This is a genomic window from Dehalococcoides mccartyi, assembly GCF_001889305.1.
In the GTDB taxonomy this organism is placed as follows: Bacteria; Chloroflexota; Dehalococcoidia; order Dehalococcoidales; family Dehalococcoidaceae; genus Dehalococcoides; species Dehalococcoides mccartyi_A.
Window position 1 is genome coordinate 403644 of sequence record NZ_CP013074.1, and the last position, 19412, is coordinate 423055.

Consider the following 19412-nt stretch of genomic DNA (forward strand, 5'->3'; position numbering starts at 1 on the left):
GGATATAAATGAGCGAACGAATATTTATAGGTGTGGCTTGGCCTTACGCCAACAGCCAATTGCATCTGGGGCATGTTGCCGGCGCTTATCTGCCGGCAGATATTTTTGCCCGTTACCACCGCACCCGCGGGGATGAAGTGCTTATGGTATCCGGTTCGGATATGCATGGCACTCCTATTACCATAAGGGCGGAGCAGGAGGGTATTACTGCTGCTGAAGTGGCAGAGCGTTATCACCGGCTGTTTATGGCTTCGTGGCCGAAGCTGGGCATAAGCTGGGATTGCTATACCTCAACTGCAACCGCTAACCATGCCCGCACCGCTCAGGAGATGTTCCTCAGCCTGTATGAAAAGGGTTATATTTATAAAGATACGGTTTGCCAGCCGTTTTGCCCCCGCTGCAACCGTTTTTTACCTGACCGCTATGTGGAGGGGACTTGCCCCCACTGCAAATATGAAGGTGCCCGCGGGGACCAGTGTGACAACTGCGGCAAACCCTTAAATGCGGCTGAATTATTGAATTTTCGCTGCAAAAACTGCGGCAATCCCCCCGAGTTTAAGGAAACCGAGCACTTTTTCCTGAAACTTTCGGCATTTGAAGAAGAACTGCTCCGCTGGGTGGAGAACAAAACCCACTGGCGGACCAATGTATTAAATTTTACTCTGCGTTATTTAAAAGAAGGCCTCAAAGACCGGGCTATTACCCGTGATTTGGACTGGGGTGTGCCGCTGCCGCTTCCGGGTTATGAGGGCAAACGGCTGTATGTCTGGTTTGAAGCGGTAATAGGCTATCTGTCTGCTAGTATAGAGTGGGCGGTGGCTAAAGGCCAGCCGGGTGAGTGGCAGAAATACTGGGGCGGAGATACTAAAAGCTATTATTTTATAGGCAAAGACAATATTCCGTTCCATACCATTATCTGGCCGGCTATGCTGATGGGTAAAGGCGGACTTAATTTGCCGTATGATGTACCTTCAAATGAATATCTCACTATAGAAGCCCAGAAGTTTTCCAAGAGCCGCAATAAGGCTATCTGGGTGGACGATGTTCTTTCACGCTACAGCGTGGATACCCTGCGTTACCTGCTTTCGGCCAATATGCCTGAAAGCTCTGATATGGATTTCTCCTGGAGGGAATTTGTCCGCCGCAATAATGACGAACTGGTAGCCACCTACGGCAATCTGGCCCAGCGCGTTTTGACTATGGTCTGCCGTAATTTTGACAATAAAGTTCCCGAATACGGCAAGCTGGACGAACGTTCCCTGAATCTCATTGAGAAAACCAGCGCCATGCTGTCTGAAACAGACAAGGCCTTGCACGGCTGTAATTTCCGTGAGGCTATTAAACTGGCTATGTCACTGGCCCAGGAGGCAAACCGCTATCTGGATGAAAAAGCCCCCTGGAAGGAAATAAAGGTGGACAAAGCTGCCGCCGCCCGCAGTTTATACGTGGCCATGGCGGCTCTTTCCGGGCTTCGGGTGGCTTTTTACCCGTTCCTGCCGGAAAGTTCAAGCAGGCTCAGTACCTATCTGGGTTTCGGCTCTGAAATAGAAAAAGATGGCTGGGTGCTTAAAATGCCGGTAGTCGGGCAGGAAATGACCCCGCCGGAGCCGCTTTTTAAGAAACTGGAAGATTCGGTTGTCGAAGAAGAAGCCGCCCGCATGGGGCTTTAGTATTTACCAGGAGGCAAGGTCTTGTTGAAACTTAGCTCTATCTACGCACCTATAAATGAAGGACTCAAAGGGGTTGAGGACGAATTTAAACTGGTATCCGAAAGACGGAAGCAGTCTTTTCCCGAAATGGCGGAAATGCTGGATTATATTCTGGTAGGGGGCAAGGTACTTAGGCCGGCCCTTTCCATGCTGTCTGCCATGTGCTTCGGTGCCGGCATAAAAAGAGTGTTGCCTTTGGCCACTTCTTCTGAAATGCTGCATATAGCAACCCTGGTGCATGATGATGCCATTGACAAGGCTGATACCCGCCGCAGCCGCCGCACTGTCAATTCCGTATGGGGGCTGGAAAAGGCTATACTTTTAGGTGATTTCCTTTTTGCCCATGCTGCCGAAACAGCAGCTGACACCGGTAATATGCGTATAGTTACTCTGTTTGCCCAGACTTTGCAGATAATAGCCTCCGGTGAGCTGAAGCAGGCTTATGCCAGTTTTAACCCTGACCAGAGCTATGAGAATTATCTGGAGAGGATATCCGGCAAGACAGCCGCTCTTTTTGTAATGGCCACCAAGGGCGGGGCTATACTGGCAGATGCTTCGACGGCTGACGAAGAAATAATGCGTTCTTACGGCTATAATCTGGGTTTAAGTTTCCAGATAGTAGATGATATACTGGATTTTGTGGGTAATGCAAAAGATATGGGCAAACCCATAGGTTCAGACTTGAATAACGGCACAGTTACCCTGCCGGCACTCCTCCTGATGGATCGTTATCCGGAAAGTAACCCCATCAAGGATATGCTGGGTGCAACAGACCGTTCCGCTCATGTTGCCAAAGCAGTGGAGATGATAAATTCATCAGATATTATAGACCTTAGCTACAAAGAGGCTAAACGCTATGCTGATTTGGCCTGCAAAGACTTGTCAAAGCTTCCCAAAACAGCTGCCCGCGAATCTCTCTACCAGCTGGCAGAGTTTATAGTTGAACGTAAAAACTGACAAGGAGATATAAGATGAAACTTATGGGTTGTCTGGGAAGTATTCTGGCTCTCATTGTGATTGTCTTTGTCCTTACCCATTTGAGTGAAATCTGGGATTGGCTGGAAGGTATTTTTGCCTGATAAAATAGAGTATTTTTTAATACAAAAAAGCCACCTTTAAGAAGGTGGCTTTTTGATTAATCCGGTATGGGTTTAGGCAGATTCGGATATGGGGAGTTCACCTACGAATAGGTTTTCCAAATCAACTCCTTCCAGAGTCTCTTTTTCAACTAATTTTTCGGCAATAAACTTCAGACGGTTTTTGTTTTCGGTGAGTATGGTTTTGGCCTTTTGATGGGCTTCTTCAATCAGCCCGCGCACTTCTTCGTCAATCATATCGGCCACTTTTTCGCCATAGTCCTTCTGTTCGGATATCTCTCGTCCCAAAAAGACCATTTCCTCTTTGTTGCCAAAGGTGCGCGGTCCCAGTTTGTCACTCATGCCGTAGCTGGTGACCATCTTGTGGGCAATATCGGTAGCCCGGCGAAGGTCATCTGAAGCACCGGTTGAGAGTTCTTTAAAGGTCAGCTCCTCTGCTACATACCCGGCCAGCAGTCCGGCCATCATGGCCTTGAACTGGGAGCGGGTCATCAGGTAACGGTCTTCATTTGGCAGCTGGCGGGTATGCCCCAGTGTCATGCCTCTGGCTACAATGGATATTTTATGGACAGGGTCAGCACCCTGTACCAGCCGAAGTACGAGGCCGTGTCCGGTTTCGTGGTAGGCGGTGACTTCTTTTTCCTGAGTGCTTATGCGGCGGCTCTTGCGTTCCGGTCCGGCAATAACTCTGTCAATTGATTCCTCAAGGTCTTCGGTTTCAACTACTTTGCGGTTCTTGCGGGCAGCCAGTATGGCGGCTTCGTTAAGCAGGTTTGCCAGATCCGCACCCGAAAAACCGACTGTTTGCTTAGCCAGATTTTCCAGATTAACTGTATCTGCCAGAGGTTTGCCCTTGGCATGAATTTTCAGTATGGCTTCACGCCCTGTTATATCGGGTTTGTCCAGCACCACTCTGCGGTCAAAACGGCCCGGGCGGAGCAGGGCTGGGTCAAGGATATCAGGGCGGTTGGTAGCCGCAATAACTATTACGCTGGTATCGGTATCAAACCCGTCCATTTCCACCAGTATCTGGTTAAGGGTCTGTTCGCGTTCGTCATGCCCGCCGCCCAGTCCGGCACCGCGCTGGCGTCCGACAGCATCTATTTCGTCTATAAAGATAATGCAGGGGGCATTCTTTTTAGCCTGGTCAAACAAATCACGCACTCTGGAAGCGCCCACACCCACAAACATTTCAACAAACTCGGAGCCGCTTATAGAAAAGAAGGGAACGCCGGCTTCACCGGCAATAGCCTTGGCCAGCAAAGTTTTTCCCGTACCGGGAGGGCCTATCAGCAAAATACCTTTGGGAATGCGGGCACCCAGCGCCTGAAACTTTTCACGGGATTTTAAGAACTCTACTACTTCGCCCACTTCCTGTTTGGCTTCATCTACCCCGGCCACGTTGGCAAAGGTGATGGTGGGTTTATCCATATTAAAGAGCTTGGCTTTTGAACGGCCGAAAGAGACTGCCTGGTTGTTGGCGCCTCTTGCCTGGGTGAAGATAAAGATAAGCAGACCGCCGAATATTAGGAAGGGCAGATAGGTAAGAATCATAGTGCCCCAGTCCAGTCCGCCCGCCGGCTGGATATTTACCTTTACATCAGTCAGGTCTAACCCCTCAATTTCGTAAATGCTGGCTATGTATTCCTTTACGGTGGTAAGTTTTGTGCCGTCAGTAGTGGTTACTTCTATGTTTTCGCTGTCAACCGTTATTTCGGCAATCTTGTGTTCCTGAGACAGGGTTATAATCTGGCTCAGGGGCACTTCCTCCGGTTTCTGGGCGTTCGGCACCAGAAACGAAAAGATTGCTATGATAGCCACCAGCATCACGACATACATAATGGTGCTGCGTTTCCAATTTGAATTCATTTGGTACCTCAAAATTTCATGTAGTATGGGACATATTAAGTAAATTATAGCATATAAGGATTTTGGCGTCTTTACGCCAGCGAGAAGTATGTCTCTTTCAGGAGCAGGGCATCTTCCTCAATGTTTGGGCTCTCACAGATTACCAGCCCGGCACAGCCTGTGTCGCGCAGGCAAAGTAACAGCTCCTTATAGTTGAAATCTGACTCTGCCAGATTCAGGTGCTGTTTTTCCCCACGGGGTGAGTAGTCTATACCCGAAATATGAATGTGCATATTTTTAAGTGTTTTTTCACCCAGATAATCTGCCATGGTATTTAACATAAAACTAAACTCGGAGTAGGAGTTGAATTTGCCGGTGCGGGCATGATAATGGGAAAAGTCTATGGTCGGCAGCAGGCCGGGTATCTCGCTGCAAAGTGCCATAGTCTCCTTTAGATCTCCGAACTGGGTGACTTTGCCGCTTACTTCGGGGCGGAGGGTTATCTGAAAGCCCTCTTCCTGAAGACGTTCAGCCACCGGGCGGATATTATCCCGTATGGCTTCGTAGGCAGCAGAAGGAGAATCTGTCAGGTAAAAACCGGGGTGGAATACCAGAGACCCCGCCCCGCAGAGTGATGCCATTTTGGCGGACTGGTACAGAAGGTGCTGGCTCATTTTGACCTTGTTTTCTTCAACTGCATTAAAGTTCAGATAGTACGGGGCATGGGCGGACAGCTTTATGCGGAGAAGCTCTGAAAGTATGCGTACCGGATTGGTATCCGGGGCTTTCATATATACCCCGCGGACAAACTCTATTTCCATGCCATCCAGCCCCAGTTCCGCCACCCGGTGAATACCGTTCTGGGTGGTGTGTTTGGGGGTGGAATAGGGAATGCCGGCGGTGCCGAAAAGTAAACCTGCCATAGGGTATAAGTATATCAGATGTGTTCGGCATTTAAAAAACCTAAGGGCTGTTTTAGCCTTATTACAGCCCTTAGCGGGTTGTATGCTATACTAAAAACAGATTTTTGGGGAGGGTGCACTTGGAATCAATAGATATTGCCCGGCAGATGGTGAGCATAGCCAGTGAGAAACAGGCTGAAGATATAGTCCTTCTGGATGTCAGGGAGCTGGTTAGCTACTGTGATTATTTTGTGCTGATGAGCGGCGCTTCCGGCCGCCAGCTTTCAGCTATTGCGGATACGGTTGAAAAGACCTTTAAACCTCTTAAAATAGGGCCGCGCCACCGTGAAGGTGACGCGGATTCAGGCTGGATACTTCTTGATTTCGGCGGGGTGATTGCCCACATATTCACCCCTGAAATACGCTCTTACTATAAACTTGACCGTCTCTGGGAGAATGCCCCTAAACTAGTTGCCATGCAGTAACTAACGGCGGTTGTAGTGCACCAGTTCGCTTTCGCTGAAGAACAGGCTTATTTCGTGTTTGGCATTTTCAGCCGAGTCTGAGCCGTGAACGGTATTCTGCTCTATATTTATACCCAAATCTCCCCGTACAGTACCCTTTTCAGATTTGGCAGGGTCAGTTGCCCCCATAGCCTTGCGCATTTTCTCGACGGCATTTTCGCCCTCAAAAACAGCGGCTACAATAGGGCCTGAGGTGATGTAAGTGACCAAATCCTTGAAAAAGGGGCGTTCCCGGTGGGGGGCATAGTGCTTGTCAGCTAAAACGGCGTCCATCTGGAGCATCCGCAGGCCAATCATTTTCAGCCCCAGTTTTTCCATTCTGCCCAGTATTTCGCCGGACAGGCCGCGGTTAACGCCGTCAGGCTTAACCAGTAAAAGTGTTCTTTCCATATTTCTCCTTTATTTAGCGCCGGCCAAACCTATAAAACCGGCTATATCTTCTACACTAATCTTGCCCAGGGTGTCAACTATCATATCAGCTTCGCTCAGGGCTTGGGGTTGCTGGCTGTTAGTAACAGCTATGCATTTCATACCGGCTTTCTTGGCGGCTTCCACTCCGGCGGGTGCGTCTTCTATTACCAGGCACTCTTCCGGGCTGGCGCACAGTCTGGCGGCCGAGAGTAAGAATACCTGGGGGTTGGGCTTGCCCTTGGTGACATCTTTTTCGCTGACTGTAGCCAGGAAGTAGTCCCCTATACCCAGTTTGGTCATAACCAGCTTGATATTGGCCAGCGGTGCCGAAGATGCAATAGCCATGCGGTAACCGGCTGTTTTCAGGGATTTTAAAAGTTCTATCACACCGGGAAATAGCTTTATCTCCTGTCCGGCGTATTCACGGAAAAGGTGTTCCTTGCGGTCAGCCAGAGTGTGGATGGTATCCGCGTCTGATTTTTCACCCAGCACCGAGTAAATTATCATGTCATTCCGCAGGCCGAAGGTACGGTAAAAATCTGCTTCGGAAAAAGTATAACCTATCTCCGCAAAAGTAGTCTGCCATGCCCGCATATGAAAGGGGGCGGAATCTGCAATTACCCCGTCCATATCCCAGATAACGGCTTTGTTTTGGGAGAGCGGCAGGCCGGTGCGGTGTTTGCGGGGGGATATCTGGGGGCGGCGCAGGTAAAGCGGCTGCAAACCGGCAGGGCTGTCAGTCAGGCCGTCTTCAATCCTCTTTTTAGCCAGCCGTGCCAGCGAGGCTGCCCTTGAAGGGCGTATATCAGCCGGGGCAAATACTGTTTTTTTATCTCCAAGCAGGGTCTTAAGTTCGGCTTGGCTGGTTTGGCTTATCGGCCCGCAGATAACACAGGGTTCACTGACTTCAGCGGCCAAATCAGCCAGATTGGTGATATAGGGTTTAGCCACTTCTTTTAAGCCGTCTCCGTCCTTTTGGTAAACTGCTGCGGCATATTCCTGCTGACCTGAGGGCAGTAATGCCCACACCTTAAGGCCGCTTGCCAGATAGGGGTAGGCGGCCAGTTCCAGTGTGCCGATACCGCACAGGGGGATATCCAGAGCAAAAGCCAGGCTTTTGGCGGTACTCAGGCCTACTCTTAAGCCGTTAAAACTGCCCGGCCCTATAGAAACCGCAATAGCGTTAGCGTCTTTAAGGACCAGACCAGCTGACTCAAGCAACCAGTTCAGCCGGGGCAACAGCTCTACCGTCTGGTTCTGGTGACTGAGCCAGTTGTACTGGGCCACTATTTCATTATCTTTAAGGATAGCCAGCCCGGTATCCGGGGTGGCAGTATCAATGGCTATTAAAACCGGCATCCTTTACCCTCTGTGAAATCTCATTTAACAGCTCTTCATAGCGGATACCCCAGGCATATAGGGTCAGCTCACGTTTATCATCATCAAGATAGGCTATTTCTATCCGCAGGTTTTCTGAAGGCAGCAGTTCGTCGGCTTTATCAGCCCACTCTACCACAGTTACTCCGCTGCCGTACAAATAGTCATCCAGACCCAGTTCTTCTATCTCTTCGCTCAGGTCCAGACGGTATAAATCTATGTGATACAAAGGTAAACGTCCGTACATCTCACGCACGAGCACAAATGAAGGGCTCAAGGCATTTTCGGTAATATCCAGTCCCTTTGCCAGTCCCTGGGTCAGGTTAGTTTTGCCTGCTCCAAGGTTTCCCACCAGGAAGATAATATCCCCGGCTGATGCCAGTTCGCCTATTATCTTTCCCAGATCCTGGGTTTGCTGGGTACTGTGACTCACCAGTTCAAGTTGATTCATTTTGGTTTCTTAAAATGCTCCCAGCCGTTCTTTCCCGGCTGAAGGGCCCTCCCATCTTTATCCATTAATCTTAATTCCTCCGGTTTACCCGGAATAATCTCACCTATGACAGTAACCGGTATAGGACTCTGCACCGAAATTTGCTCTATCACCTCGGCAGAGGCGGTAAACAACAGTTCGTAATCTTCACCCCCGTAAAGGGCCATGTTTTGGGCTTGAAAGGGGTAGCAAAGACGCAGGCTGGGGTGGAGGGGCAGCTTACCAAGATCAATTCTGGCACTTACCCGGCTCTGCCTGAGTACATGCCCAAGGTCAATCACCAGCCCATCACTAATATCTATACAGCAACGGACGCCCTCTTTAACCAGCAACCTGGCTTCATTTATCCGCGGTTCAGGGCGGTAAAAGGAGCGGTAAAATATCTCACGACTTTCGTCAGGGACTTTTGTTTGGTTTAGCAGCATATCCAAACCGGCAGCAGCACTGCCCAGATAACCGGTAACAGCTATTTTCTGCCCTGCCTGAGCAGCATTTCTGGTAAGCAGGCGGTTCGGGTTTTCCACCGAACCCAGCAAAGTGACAGCCAGGTTTATTATGGATGACTGGTTGGTATCACCGGCTATTATAGCAATCTGGTATTTTTCAGCCAGACTGTACATGGCGTTATAGCAGTCTGTCACGCTGGAAACGAGCGTATCCGGCGGCAGGTCAATATTAACTATGGCATATTGAGGGACTCCCCCCATGGCGGCAATATCGCTCATATTTATTGCCATGGCTTTGTAACCCAAATCTGCCCAGCAAAGCATGTTGCGGTTGAAATGTACGTTTTCAATCAGGCTGTCCACGGTGACCAGCTGATATCCCTGCGGCAGAAAAACAGCGGCATCATCACCAATATCAATTATTAAGTTTTCACGGGCAGGGGTGTTTACAGCAGACTTTTGGTGTAAAAGATTGTTCAGCTTGTCTATCAGCTGGCATTCGCCTATGTCAGAAACCTTCATAATGCAAAGATTATACCATTTTTCATGCGGTGCCTGCAGTGCTGAAAATAGTCATTTTGTAAAATTCAGGGGGTGGTTTTTCAGATTTGGCTTACGTATGAGTTGCGAATGGGGTCAACCTTGACAATTAATACATTGAGGAATATGATTGGTCTTTGAAATCGCCATCAATATGGCGTTTTTATTTGGCACTTACTCAAAAAAGCTGAGTTTTGTCATTGCTAACTCTCCGTTTCAATGACTTCAGATACGGTATATGTTTAAATAAATGCTTCAAAAGGTGATAGCTGATGAGTAGTTTGGCCGAAGCGCCTATCCAGGATCCCGGATTTGACTCTGAAGAGGCGCATAAACGTAAACAGTACATGGTTGACTTGTTCGTAGTTCAAGCGAAAAACTATGATTTCCACGATGATGTCTTCGGGCTTTATGCCCACCGTTTTTGGATGCGGACTGTTCTTAAGATTGTCGGTAAGTTTGTGAAAGGCCGCACCAGTACCAAAATGCTTGATTTGGCTTGCGGCACCGGCTTTGTTACCTTCAATACGGCCCGGAACTTCGAAAACATTGATATAGACTCCTTTGATATCAGCCCCGATATGCTGGCGGTTGCCAAGGAGCGTTACGAAAAGTATTTCAAAGGGCGGAGTATAAAGTTCTGGCAGGGTGATGCCGAAGTTCCCTTTGGCGAAGAGAAATACAATTTGATAACCACCAGTTTCGCTTACCGCAACTTTGCCAACAAAGGGCTGGCTACCGAGAATGTTTTCCGTGCCTTGAAACCGGGCGGTCTCTTTATTATTCAGGACCTTACCAAACCTGAACACCACCCCATGCGCGGACTGTATATATTCTATATGAAGTATATTTTGCCTTTGTTTACCAGTATTTTGGGTACCGAAAAATCGGCTGCCCGCTGGCTTTATAAATCTGCTATGATGATGCCCACTAACGGGCAAATTGTAAAACTAATGGAAAGCAAAGGCTTTGAAAAATGCCAGTATAAGAGCTTGTCGCTGGGTATTGCCTGCGTAATCTGGGGCTATAAACCGGAGAAATCAGAATAAAATGAGCAGTGTAGATGTGAATGTGAAAGACCCCGGTTTTGAGTCTGAAGAGGCTCAGGCCCGCAAACGTTATATGCTTCAGTTATTTGGTTTTCAGGCCAAACATTATGACCTGCATGATGATATTATGGGTTTGGGTATTCATCGCCGCTGGGGCAAAGAGATGGTTTTGGAGATACTGACCTATACCCGCAATATGCCGCAGGTAAAAATGCTGGACCTTGCGTGCGGTACGGGTTTTGTTACCTTTAATACTTTGCGCTACATGAAAAATGTGGATATAGACGCCTTTGATATCACCCCCGAAATGGTGGAAGTAGCCAAGGGACGTCTCAAGAAGAATTATCCGGACCGCAACGTGAAATTCTGGGTGGGTGATGCCGAAATACCCTACGGTGATGCCAAATACGATGTTATCGGCACTTGCTTTGCCTTCCGCAATTTTGCCAACAAAAATCTGGCTGCCTCTAATATCTTCAAAGCACTTAAACCGGGCGGTCTGCTGGTTTTACAGGATATGACCAAACCCGAAAAACAGCCTTTCCGCGGTATTTACCTGTTTGCCTTGAAGAATCTGATGCCCATTATGGCTCGGATAATTGGTACAGAAAAAAAGTCTGCCCGTTATCTGGCAAATTCGGTGTTGGCCATGCCTAGTAACGCGGAAATAATGGCTATACTCCAAAATCAGGGTTTTATAAATATCAAATCCCACTATCAGAGTGGCGGTATGGGTACACTGACTGTTGCCTATAAGCCGGAGAATTAGACATGGGTAAAGTGGATACACTGGCTTATGACATTGGGAATAACCGTACCCGTCACGTATATATAGGCAACGATATACTGAATAGTCTGCCGGAATATGCACGTGAACTGAATGCGGACAAATTTTTTATTATTACCGATTCCAATCTTGAAAATATCCTGAAGGATAAAATCAAAGATTTGCTTTCCGGGGTGACCGAAACCCACCTGTTGGCTTTCCCTGCCGGTGAAGCCTCAAAAACTCTGTCTACTCTGGAAGACATAGGCTCAAAAATCCTTGACCTTAGGGCTACCAAATCTAGCGTTATCGTCTGCCTGGGGGGCGGGGTAGTGGGTAATCTGGGCGGCCTGACCGCCGCACTCCTTTTCAGGGGTTTGCGCTTTTTCCATATTCCTACCACCATGGTTGCTCAGATAGACAGTGCCATTGGCCAGAAACAGGCTGTTAACTACAAAATGGGTAAAAACCTGTTCGGCCAGTATTATGCCCCGGAGTTTGTCTTTATAGATTTTGATTTTCTCCGGACTTTGCCCGAACGCCAGATACGGGCCGGTTTGGCCGAATCTGTGAAACACGGCTTGTGTCAGGAGTCCTCCTTTTTTGACTATATAGAAGAACATGCCGGTGATTATTCGCCGAAAGTTATAGATTACATCTCCCGCCACACCATAGAGCTTAAGCTGGAGCTGCTTAAGATTGACCCGTTTGAGGGTAAGCTTGACCCCCAGCTGGAGCTTGGACATACTATAGGCCATGCGGTGGAGATTATTAAAAACGGCCAGCTTTTGCATGGTGAGTCTATTGCTATAGGTATGGTGGCTGAGGCCGCCCTTTCCTGTGAAATGGGTTATATGAAGCCCGAACTGGCCGCTAAAATAGAGCGTATTTTCAAGAAGCTGGGTTTGCCCACTCGTATTCCGGCGGATGTTCCTCTAGAAGGGGTGATGGAAGCCCTTCGCTATGATAACAAACGCCGTACTGCCCGTACAGACTTCTTTTTGCTTGAGGATTTTACCCGCTTCCACAAGGAAAATGGTAAAATAGGTACCAAGGTTTCTGAAGAGGTTTTAAAGAAAGTTCTTGAAAGCGCTTACTAGCGAACGGTCGGATTTTCAGGATTGGATACAGGCCGCCCGTCTCAAATTTTTACCTCAGGGTGTAATGCCGGTGGTATTAGCCGGTGCTTTGGCTTTTTCCGAGGGTACGTTTGATATTGCCAATTTTGTCGTGGCTTTTTCAGCCGCTGCTGCTGTCCAGATTGGCCTTACCATGTTTAACGATACTCTTGATTATGTTTACGGTACTGATTGCAAACCTATAGATGCTAAAAACCCCTTTTCCGGAGGGAGCGGGGTATTCACCTGCGGGATTATAAAACCCCGCCAGTCGCTTTTGGTTATCTTCTCTCTGTATTTCTTCGCCCTGCTGTGTGCCATTTATATGGCGCTGGATATGGGCTGGGGAGTTATGTGGATTGCCATTATAGGTGCAGCTATTTCCATACTGTACTCTGCTAAACCTTTGCGGCTTGCTTACCACGGTCTGGGCGAACTTATGATGCTTATCGGTTACGGGCCGGTGCTGACCGCCTGGGGGTATTTTGTTCATACCGGTATGGTTAGTTCGGATATACTGCTGATAGGTGTTATACCGGGTTTGTGTATGTGGGCAATGATACTTATAAATGAGATACCTGATTATCTGGAAGATCGGGCAGCCGGCAAACGTAACTTGACTTACCGCTTAGGGCCAAAAAATGCCAAGAATCTGTTTTTTATTTCATTGCTAGTCCTATATGCTTATATACTGGCGCTGGTTTTCAACGGGATAATGCCGCCTCTTTCCGCTGTATCTTTAGGTGGTATTCCTCTGGCTGTTATGGCCGTCAGGATTGCTCACCGTTATTATAATGACCCCATAAAGGTAGCCATGGCCAATAAATTGATGGTCATAATATATTCGGTCACAACTGCTACGGTGGCCATAGGGATGTTGACATAATGGTAGCCCCCAGTTTTTTTGAAAAAGTTGCTCCGGTATACGAATTTTTAACCCGTATGTTTATGCTGGGTACATTTGAAAGTGCCCGTGACAGAATGCTTAACGAAGATACCTCGTCTTTCAGTGTCCTTGACCTGTGTACCGGTACTGGGTATATTGCTAACAAGATAGAAGCAAAGCGGATTGTAGGTTTAGACCAGTCTGTCCAGATGATGGCCCTTAATGACCGCACCAAACGCCCCAACAAAACTCTGGTACGGGGAAATGCCTATCATCTGCCGTTTGAAGACGGTGAGTTTGAGCGCATTTATTGCTCCAGTGCCAGCCATGAATTCAAGCTCTTCGGCAAGGTACTGGCGGAGTGTTTCCGTACCTTGAAGCCTGGCGGCAAGGTGGCTGTTTATGACATTTACCAGCCCAAAAACAAGTTTTATTCTCTGATAGTCAATACTATATACCGTTATCCTGTTGAACATAATATTATGTGGGTGCATACGCTAGAGGAATGGCGCAAGCTTTTGACTGAAGCCGGCTTTGAGGTGGAGGAACTGGAAGCTGTCAGGGGGGTATTTGTTTTTGTTCGGGCTCGAAAGCCCGCTTAAACAATTAGAGGTTAGATATATATTACAAACAGGCCTTCTTAAAAGGCCTGTTTTATTTTTTTATAACAGATACTGCCAAAAGCGGACAGTTCCCCACTTAACAAATTACACCCTTATGGTATCATTAGGTATGCGTTATGCGGTTATAGCGGACATACATGCAAATCTGGAGGCTTTAAATGCCGTTCTGGAAGATGCATATAAACGGGAAGCTGCCGAAATCTGGTGTTTGGGAGATATTGTAAATTACGGTCCTGACCCCATGGCCTGTTTGGAAATACTGAGAAATCGCAAGCATATGGCAGTAGCCGGCAACCATGACTTGGCAGTAGCCGGCAAAATAAACCATTCGTTATTTGAATTGGAAGCCGCCCGTTGTCTCGTTTGGACTAGAAATCAGTTATCCTCGGATATGATTGATTATCTTGCCTGTTTACCGAAAGTGACCTCTGATGGTGATTTTACTTTGGTGCATGGCAGTCTAAAGCGTCCCGAATGGGATTATATCACTACTCCACAGATTGCAGCTGAGAATTTCAGCCTTATGAATACCCCGTATTGTCTGGTTGGGCATACCCATATGCCTTATGTATTTACTCCCGGTCAAAATGGAATTTGCCGCGGTATTCCCCTGATGGCAGGCAGTATGCAACCACTTCGCCAGACAAGCCTGATAATAAACCCCGGCAGTGTTGGTCAACCGCGGGATGGCAACCCACAGGCCAGTTACGGTATTTACAATGACGAATCTCGCACTTTTTGCCTTTACAGGGTGCCTTATAACATTTCTGCTACCCAAAAAAAGATGCAAAAAGCTAAATTACCCCCGTTTTTATCAGCACGATTGAGCAAAGGGCGTTAAATCTTTATAATAGGGGTACATGGAAAAAGATGTGCCTCTGTTAGCTGCCGGTGTACCTTCACTTATGGCTCAGGCCAAGGAGATGATGGAGGGTTATACCCTGAAAGCCCGCAAAGGGTTGGGGCAGCATTTTTTAATAAGTCAGGGCGTGCTGAATAAAATCCTTCTGGCTGCAGATTTGAAACCGACGGATACGGTTATAGAAGTGGGGCCTGGGCTTGGGGTGCTTACAGAAGAACTCCTTGAAAGAGCCGGGCAGGTTATAGCTGTAGAGCTGGATGACAAACTGGTAAACGCTTTGACCGAAAAATTCAAGGCATATCCCAATTTCAAGATTATCCATTCAGATATACTAAAAATCAGCCCTGAGGAAATACTGGGACAAAATATTCCTTACAAGCTGGTAGCCAATCTCCCTTATTACATAACCTCGGCTGTACTCCGCCAGTTTCTGGAAGCAGAAATAAAGCCTGAACTGATGGTGGTCATGGTGCAGAAAGAAGTGGCCAAAAACATGGTCGCCAAAACAGGAGACATGGGTCTTCTAACCCTGAGTGTGCGGTTTTACGGCAACCCTGCGTTGGTGGCTACTGTTCCGGCTGGGGCTTTTTACCCCCCGCCGGAGGTGGATTCGGCTATTGTAAAGGTGGTTATTCCGCAAACAACAATTATGGACGGGGTGTCTGCGGTTGATTTTTTTAAACTGGCCCGAGCCGGTTTCGGCACCCGCCGCAAAACACTTCTTAATGCACTTGCCCAAGGGCTGGGCATATCCAAACAGGATATACTGTTACTACTGGAAAGGTCAGGCATAGACTCTGCCCGCCGGGCAGAGACCTTAAGCATGGAGGAATGGAAAGGGTTATGCCTGGAATATACGGTGAATCCATGCTGACACTGCTGGCTCCTGCCAAAGTCAACCTTAGTCTGGAAGTACTCTACCGCAGAAATGACGGTTACCATGAGTTGCGAAGCATTGTTCAGTCTCTGAGTTTGTGTGACCGCCTGTCTTTCAGCCCCGCTAAAATGGTACAGATAAGCTCAGACAGCCCGGACTGGCAGCCCGAACATAGCCTAGTTTCGAAAGCAGTGACATTGTTTAGTGAAAGATGCGGGCAAAGCAGCGGGGTGAACCTCAAAATAGCCAAACGCATTCCTCTGGTTTCCGGACTGGGTGGAGACAGCTCTTGTGCGGCGGCTGTTTTGAAAGGGCTTAACAAGGTCTGGGGATGCGGTTATCCCTGCTGGCGGCTGATGGAAATAGGTGCAGAACTTGGTTCTGATGTCCCCTTTTTCATAATGGGTGGTACGGCTATGATGGAAGGACGGGGAGAAACGGTAACTCCTCTGCCTACCCTTAATCAGATGTGGGCGGTTTTGCTGGTTCCGCCAATTTCAATGCCGCCGGATAAGACTGCCGTTCTCTATCGCAATCTGCACCCGGACAGCTTTACCAGTGGTGAAATAGGTGATAAACTGCTGGAAGATATTTGTCATGGCAAGCTTAGCCCCAGCCTTTGTTTCAACGTTTTTGAGAAAGTAGCTTTTACCCTTTTCCCCGAACTGGTTAAATACCGCTGGCAGTTTTTGGAAGCAGGGGCATACCAGATATCTTTGGCCGGAGCAGGCCCGACCCTGTTTACCCTGCTTAAAGATAGAAATACGGCTGAAAAAATATACCATAACCTGTGCCAAAAAGGGCATCAGGCCTACTTGGTATCGACCTTGGGGCCGCTGGATTGATAAATCCCTTGGGGGTATCATATAGGGGTAACGCAAATATCAGGGAGGTGTTTAATGTCCAGTTCCGAAAATTTGAAAGCCGCTTTTGCTGGTGAGAGCCAGGCAAACAGAAAATACCTGTTTTTTGCCGATAAGGCTGAAAAAGAGGGTTTTGTCCATGTGGCACGTTTATTCAGGGCTGCGGCCGAGGCTGAAACCGTGCACGCCCGAAACCATCTTAATGTTTTAAAAGGGGTAGGTGCTACAGCTGCCAATCTGGAAGCGGCAGTTGAAGGAGAAAGTTACGAATTTAACAGTATGTATCCTGCTTTCATAAAAGAAGCCGAAGCCGAAGGAAATTCCTCAGCTTTGCTCAGCTTTAATCACGCCAACAAGGTAGAAAAAATCCACCATGGTTTGTTTGAGGCAGCCCTGAAAGAAGTAAAATCCGGCATCAAAGCTCCTGACCAGGTTTATTATGTGTGCCAGGTTTGCGGTAATACCGTACTGGGTACGGCTCCTGACCGCTGTCCTATATGTGGTGCTCCTGCCTCTAGCTTTAGGGCTGTCTAGCCGAATTGTTCCATAAAACAGAGGGGGAAGTAATATTACTTCCCCCCTTTTAATTTTTAATATCATTCTGCCGAGTCTAAGTAAGAAAAATGTCTTCCGGTTTGGCTGCAAACTCTTTCCCGCAGGTGGTGCAGCAGAAAAGCACTCTTTCTACTACGTTATCCTTGCGGTCAATACGGGATAAGGTTCCGTCTCCGCCATCCTTAGGGCAGGTAGCACAAAGTATATATCTAAAACCAGTTTCAGGGTCACGGGTGGAAACCATGCCTTGTGACAGGAGTTTATTGGTTAGCGCCAGGTCTTTTTTTATTTGCAATGTCAGCTCCGTTTTTTTATTTATCAAACCAGTATATACCCATAACGCCTGTGAAGATATTATTTTAAAGATTAGTTTTAAGGTTCAGTATTTTGGCATATTCTGACCGCATACGGGACAGGCATGTTCATGTGTTTCCTTTTTCTTGCGGAATTCTTCCAGCAGTCCGGCAGACAAAATGGCGGTTGGTAAAGCAAAAGTAGCCAGTCCGAGTATGGATATAATACTGGCTAGAAATTTTCCCAATGAGGTAATGGGGTAAATATCGCCGTAACCCACGGTAGTCATGGTCATAACAGACCACCACATAGCATCGGGTATATTTTTGAAAACATCCGGCTGGGCGGGGTTTTCCACAAAGTACATAAGGCTGGAAGTGACGATAATGAGCAGCAGGATAATGGCAAAAGATATTATCAGGGCTTCTTTGCGTTCGCGGAGTACGTTTAGAATCATGCGTGAAGTTTCGTTAAAGCGTTTTAAGTGCCCCAAACGGAATAACCTTAAAAGCCGCAGGGATCTCAGGAAACGCAAATCTATGTGTATAAGGAATGGCAGGTAGAAGGGCAGTATAGAGAGCAAATCCATCAGTGCCAGAGGAGAAACCGCAAAGCGTATCCGTCCGCTAAAAGAGTGGGAATATTTAGGCTCGACAGTACAGCTCCACACCCGCAAAATATATTCCAGGCTGAATACCGCTACTGAAAATATCTCAAAGCTGTGAAGAAGGGTATGATAATCCCGTGCAATACTGTCTACCGAACCAAGTATGACTGCCAGTACGTTTAAACAGATAAGGCTGATAATAAACCAGCTGACAAACTTGCGTGACGGGCTGTCAAAACCAAAAGTCAGCAGGTCATGAACACTTTTCATAGGATTATGTTTGGTCATCGGCCAGTCTCCGTTTTACATAATCTATTTCATCTATCCGGCTGGAAACCTTGCCGTCCAGTTTGAGATTCAGCAGTTCGGCAAGTATAGTTTTAATATTAGGGCCGGGTGCAAATCCCAGTGCAATTAGATCAGCCCCTTTTAAATACGGTTTTACGGCGGACAGTCTTTCGTGGAAAAGCAACAGGTTTTTTCTGACCAGCGGGTTGTCTGCAGAAACATAAAATGCCTGCAATGCTTCTTTCGTACACTTTGCCAGCAGACTGTACAGACGGCTGGGGCTAAGTGCGGACATATCCAGTTCCTCCCGATGTTCTGCCAGATACTGGCAATCCTTCAGGCAGGCGGATAGGTGTTTGCCAAGATGCAGGCGGGTTATCAAGGAGTCTGCCTGGGGGCTGTCCATGCGTGCAGTGAGCAGGCAAAGGTATATTTCAGGAGACACGTTTTCTCCATATATTTCTCTGACCTCGGTGAATTTGTCTGCCAGCCATTTGTCAGCCTTTGCAAACGGCAGGCTGTTTCTCAAAACACCCGTTTCTTCTGCCTTAAGCAGTATATTTTCCGGTTTGGCTTCCTTAAAAACACATTCAATCTCGTACCATAATCTGTCAGCACCTATCAGAGGTATCAGGTGTGCATCACGCAGAAGCAGGGGCAAGGTATCACCTGAAATACTAAAACCAAGGCGCTCCGAATAACGCAAAGCTCTCCAGATGCGGCTGGGGTCATCTTGGAAGCTCTTCGGGTGGAGTACGCTAAGTTTGCCCTGTTTCAGGTCTGTAAGCCCGTTGTAGGGGTCTGCAAGGTGGCCGAAATCTTGAGGGCTCAGGCTTATGGCCATAGCATTTATTTTAAAGTCGCGGCGAAATAAATCTGCCCTAATATCGCCTTCAAGCACTTCGGGCAGTTTACCCGGTACAGGGTAAATTTCGCTTCGGGCGGATGTAATATCCAGCTTGAATCCGTTTATATCTGCCGAAAGGTTATTAAAGCGGTGGTGCAGGGTGACTTTGTATGGAGTTTTCTCAAAAAGTTTTTGCCCGAACAAGATAGCGTTTGCGGTCAGAACCAGATCTGCATCTTTCGGGGTTTTGTCCAGCAGAAAGTCCCTTACCATACCTCCCGCCAGGTAAAGGTACAGGTTTTGACTGGCTGCCCGTTCAGCCGCATGCAGAATGAGCCGGTTTATTTCCGGCGGCAAGCGGTTTTTTAAAAAACTTCTTAGCTTTTCCGCATTCATTTAAAGCCAATTATAGCACAGCTTTCTGTCTTATTTT

The 19412-nt window shown here is 47.7% G+C and carries 21 protein-coding genes; 12 read left to right on the forward strand and 9 right to left on the reverse strand.

Going from position 1 to position 19412, the window contains the following annotated elements:
- Positions 1-8: 8 nt before the first annotated feature.
- Together metG and ASJ33_RS02150 are read left to right on the forward strand one after the other, a co-directional pair.
- Complete coding sequence (metG, locus tag ASJ33_RS02145; protein ID WP_041330617.1) at positions 9-1670, forward strand: methionine--tRNA ligase; 1662 nt, start codon at positions 9-11, stop codon at positions 1668-1670.
- A 21-nt stretch (positions 1671-1691) separates the two neighbouring features.
- Positions 1692-2666 carry a polyprenyl synthetase family protein gene (locus ASJ33_RS02150; protein WP_041330619.1) on the forward strand — a complete coding sequence of 325 codons (975 nt, stop codon included), beginning with the start codon at positions 1692-1694 and terminating at the stop codon, positions 2664-2666.
- 194 nt (positions 2667-2860) lie between these two features.
- On the opposite strand, the gene ftsH is transcribed toward ASJ33_RS02150, so the two are convergent.
- Together ftsH and ASJ33_RS02160 are read right to left on the reverse strand one after the other, a co-directional pair.
- Positions 2861-4675 carry an ATP-dependent zinc metalloprotease FtsH gene (gene ftsH, locus ASJ33_RS02155; protein ID WP_041330621.1) on the reverse strand — a complete coding sequence of 605 codons (1815 nt, stop codon included), beginning with the start codon at positions 4673-4675 and terminating at the stop codon, positions 2861-2863.
- Between the two features lie 71 nt (positions 4676-4746).
- Positions 4747-5577, reverse strand: a complete 831-nt coding sequence (locus tag ASJ33_RS02160) for a TIM barrel protein (RefSeq protein ID WP_041330622.1) — start codon at positions 5575-5577, stop codon at positions 4747-4749.
- Positions 5578-5690: 113 nt separating this feature from the next.
- Here ASJ33_RS02160 and rsfS point away from each other — a divergent pair, with 113 nt between their 5' ends.
- Entirely contained in the window at positions 5691-6041 is a 351-nt protein-coding gene (rsfS, locus tag ASJ33_RS02165; protein ID WP_236886626.1) for a ribosome silencing factor, read from the forward strand.
- On the opposite strand, the gene ndk is transcribed toward rsfS, so the two are convergent.
- Genes ndk through thiL form a run of 4 tightly spaced genes read right to left on the reverse strand, consistent with a single transcriptional unit; the run spans position 6042 to position 9326 of the window.
- Entirely contained in the window at positions 6042-6470 is a 429-nt protein-coding gene (ndk, locus tag ASJ33_RS02170) for a nucleoside-diphosphate kinase (protein WP_041330625.1), read from the reverse strand.
- 9 nt (positions 6471-6479) lie between these two features.
- Positions 6480-7850 (reverse strand): bifunctional tRNA (adenosine(37)-N6)-threonylcarbamoyltransferase complex dimerization subunit type 1 TsaB/HAD family hydrolase, encoded by a 1371-nt coding sequence (locus tag ASJ33_RS02175; RefSeq protein WP_041330626.1) that lies wholly within the window; start codon positions 7848-7850, stop codon positions 6480-6482.
- On the reverse strand, positions 7828-8319 hold the full coding sequence (gene tsaE, locus ASJ33_RS02180) for a tRNA (adenosine(37)-N6)-threonylcarbamoyltransferase complex ATPase subunit type 1 TsaE (protein ID WP_012881670.1): 492 nt from the start codon (positions 8317-8319) through the stop codon (positions 7828-7830). The genes ASJ33_RS02175 and tsaE overlap by 23 nt, the downstream gene beginning before the upstream one ends.
- Complete coding sequence (gene thiL, locus ASJ33_RS02185; protein ID WP_041330627.1) at positions 8316-9326, reverse strand: thiamine-phosphate kinase; 1011 nt, start codon at positions 9324-9326, stop codon at positions 8316-8318. The genes tsaE and thiL overlap by 4 nt, the downstream gene beginning before the upstream one ends.
- A 290-nt stretch (positions 9327-9616) precedes the next feature.
- Here thiL and ASJ33_RS02190 point away from each other — a divergent pair, with 290 nt between their 5' ends.
- The 9 genes from ASJ33_RS02190 (at position 9617) to ASJ33_RS02230 (ending at position 16922) form a co-directional block, all read left to right on the forward strand.
- A complete protein-coding gene (locus ASJ33_RS02190; protein WP_012881672.1) occupies positions 9617-10393 on the forward strand; it encodes a class I SAM-dependent methyltransferase in 777 nt (258 codons plus the stop codon).
- A gap of 1 nt (position 10394) precedes the next feature.
- Positions 10395-11162 (forward strand): class I SAM-dependent methyltransferase, encoded by a 768-nt coding sequence (locus tag ASJ33_RS02195; protein ID WP_023651949.1) that lies wholly within the window; start codon positions 10395-10397, stop codon positions 11160-11162.
- A 2-nt stretch (positions 11163-11164) separates the two neighbouring features.
- The gene (locus tag ASJ33_RS02200; RefSeq protein WP_041330628.1) at positions 11165-12259 is read left to right on the forward strand and encodes an iron-containing alcohol dehydrogenase; all 1095 of its coding nucleotides are present in this window, start codon (positions 11165-11167) and stop codon (positions 12257-12259) included.
- Entirely contained in the window at positions 12243-13163 is a 921-nt protein-coding gene (locus ASJ33_RS02205; RefSeq protein ID WP_041330629.1) for a prenyltransferase, read from the forward strand. Before ASJ33_RS02200 ends, ASJ33_RS02205 begins: the two co-directional genes overlap by 17 nt.
- Complete coding sequence (locus ASJ33_RS02210; protein WP_041330630.1) at positions 13163-13765, forward strand: class I SAM-dependent methyltransferase; 603 nt, start codon at positions 13163-13165, stop codon at positions 13763-13765. The genes ASJ33_RS02205 and ASJ33_RS02210 overlap by 1 nt, the downstream gene beginning before the upstream one ends.
- A gap of 130 nt (positions 13766-13895) precedes the next feature.
- Positions 13896-14627, forward strand: a complete 732-nt coding sequence (locus tag ASJ33_RS02215) for a metallophosphoesterase family protein (RefSeq protein WP_023651953.1) — start codon at positions 13896-13898, stop codon at positions 14625-14627.
- Positions 14628-14646: 19 nt separating this feature from the next.
- The gene (rsmA, locus tag ASJ33_RS02220; protein ID WP_023651954.1) at positions 14647-15522 is read left to right on the forward strand and encodes a 16S rRNA (adenine(1518)-N(6)/adenine(1519)-N(6))-dimethyltransferase RsmA; all 876 of its coding nucleotides are present in this window, start codon (positions 14647-14649) and stop codon (positions 15520-15522) included.
- Positions 15516-16370, forward strand: coding sequence for a 4-(cytidine 5'-diphospho)-2-C-methyl-D-erythritol kinase (gene ispE / locus ASJ33_RS02225; protein WP_023651955.1), 855 nt, complete (start codon positions 15516-15518; stop codon positions 16368-16370). The genes rsmA and ispE overlap by 7 nt, the downstream gene beginning before the upstream one ends.
- Positions 16371-16424: 54 nt before the next feature.
- Positions 16425-16922, forward strand: a complete 498-nt coding sequence (locus ASJ33_RS02230; protein ID WP_023651956.1) for a rubrerythrin family protein — start codon at positions 16425-16427, stop codon at positions 16920-16922.
- Between the two features lie 76 nt (positions 16923-16998).
- On the opposite strand, the gene ASJ33_RS02235 is transcribed toward ASJ33_RS02230, so the two are convergent.
- The 3 genes from ASJ33_RS02235 to ASJ33_RS02245 all read right to left on the reverse strand — a co-directional run bounded on the left by ASJ33_RS02235 (position 16999) and on the right by ASJ33_RS02245 (position 19375).
- Positions 16999-17238, reverse strand: coding sequence for a hypothetical protein (locus tag ASJ33_RS02235; RefSeq protein WP_023651957.1), 240 nt, complete (start codon positions 17236-17238; stop codon positions 16999-17001).
- An 84-nt stretch (positions 17239-17322) separates the two neighbouring features.
- The gene (locus ASJ33_RS02240; protein WP_023651958.1) at positions 17323-18132 is read right to left on the reverse strand and encodes a potassium channel family protein; all 810 of its coding nucleotides are present in this window, start codon (positions 18130-18132) and stop codon (positions 17323-17325) included.
- Complete coding sequence (locus ASJ33_RS02245) at positions 18119-19375, reverse strand: CCA tRNA nucleotidyltransferase (protein ID WP_041330633.1); 1257 nt, start codon at positions 19373-19375, stop codon at positions 18119-18121. Before ASJ33_RS02245 ends, ASJ33_RS02240 begins: the two co-directional genes overlap by 14 nt.
- Between the last annotated feature and the right edge of the window lie 37 nt (positions 19376-19412).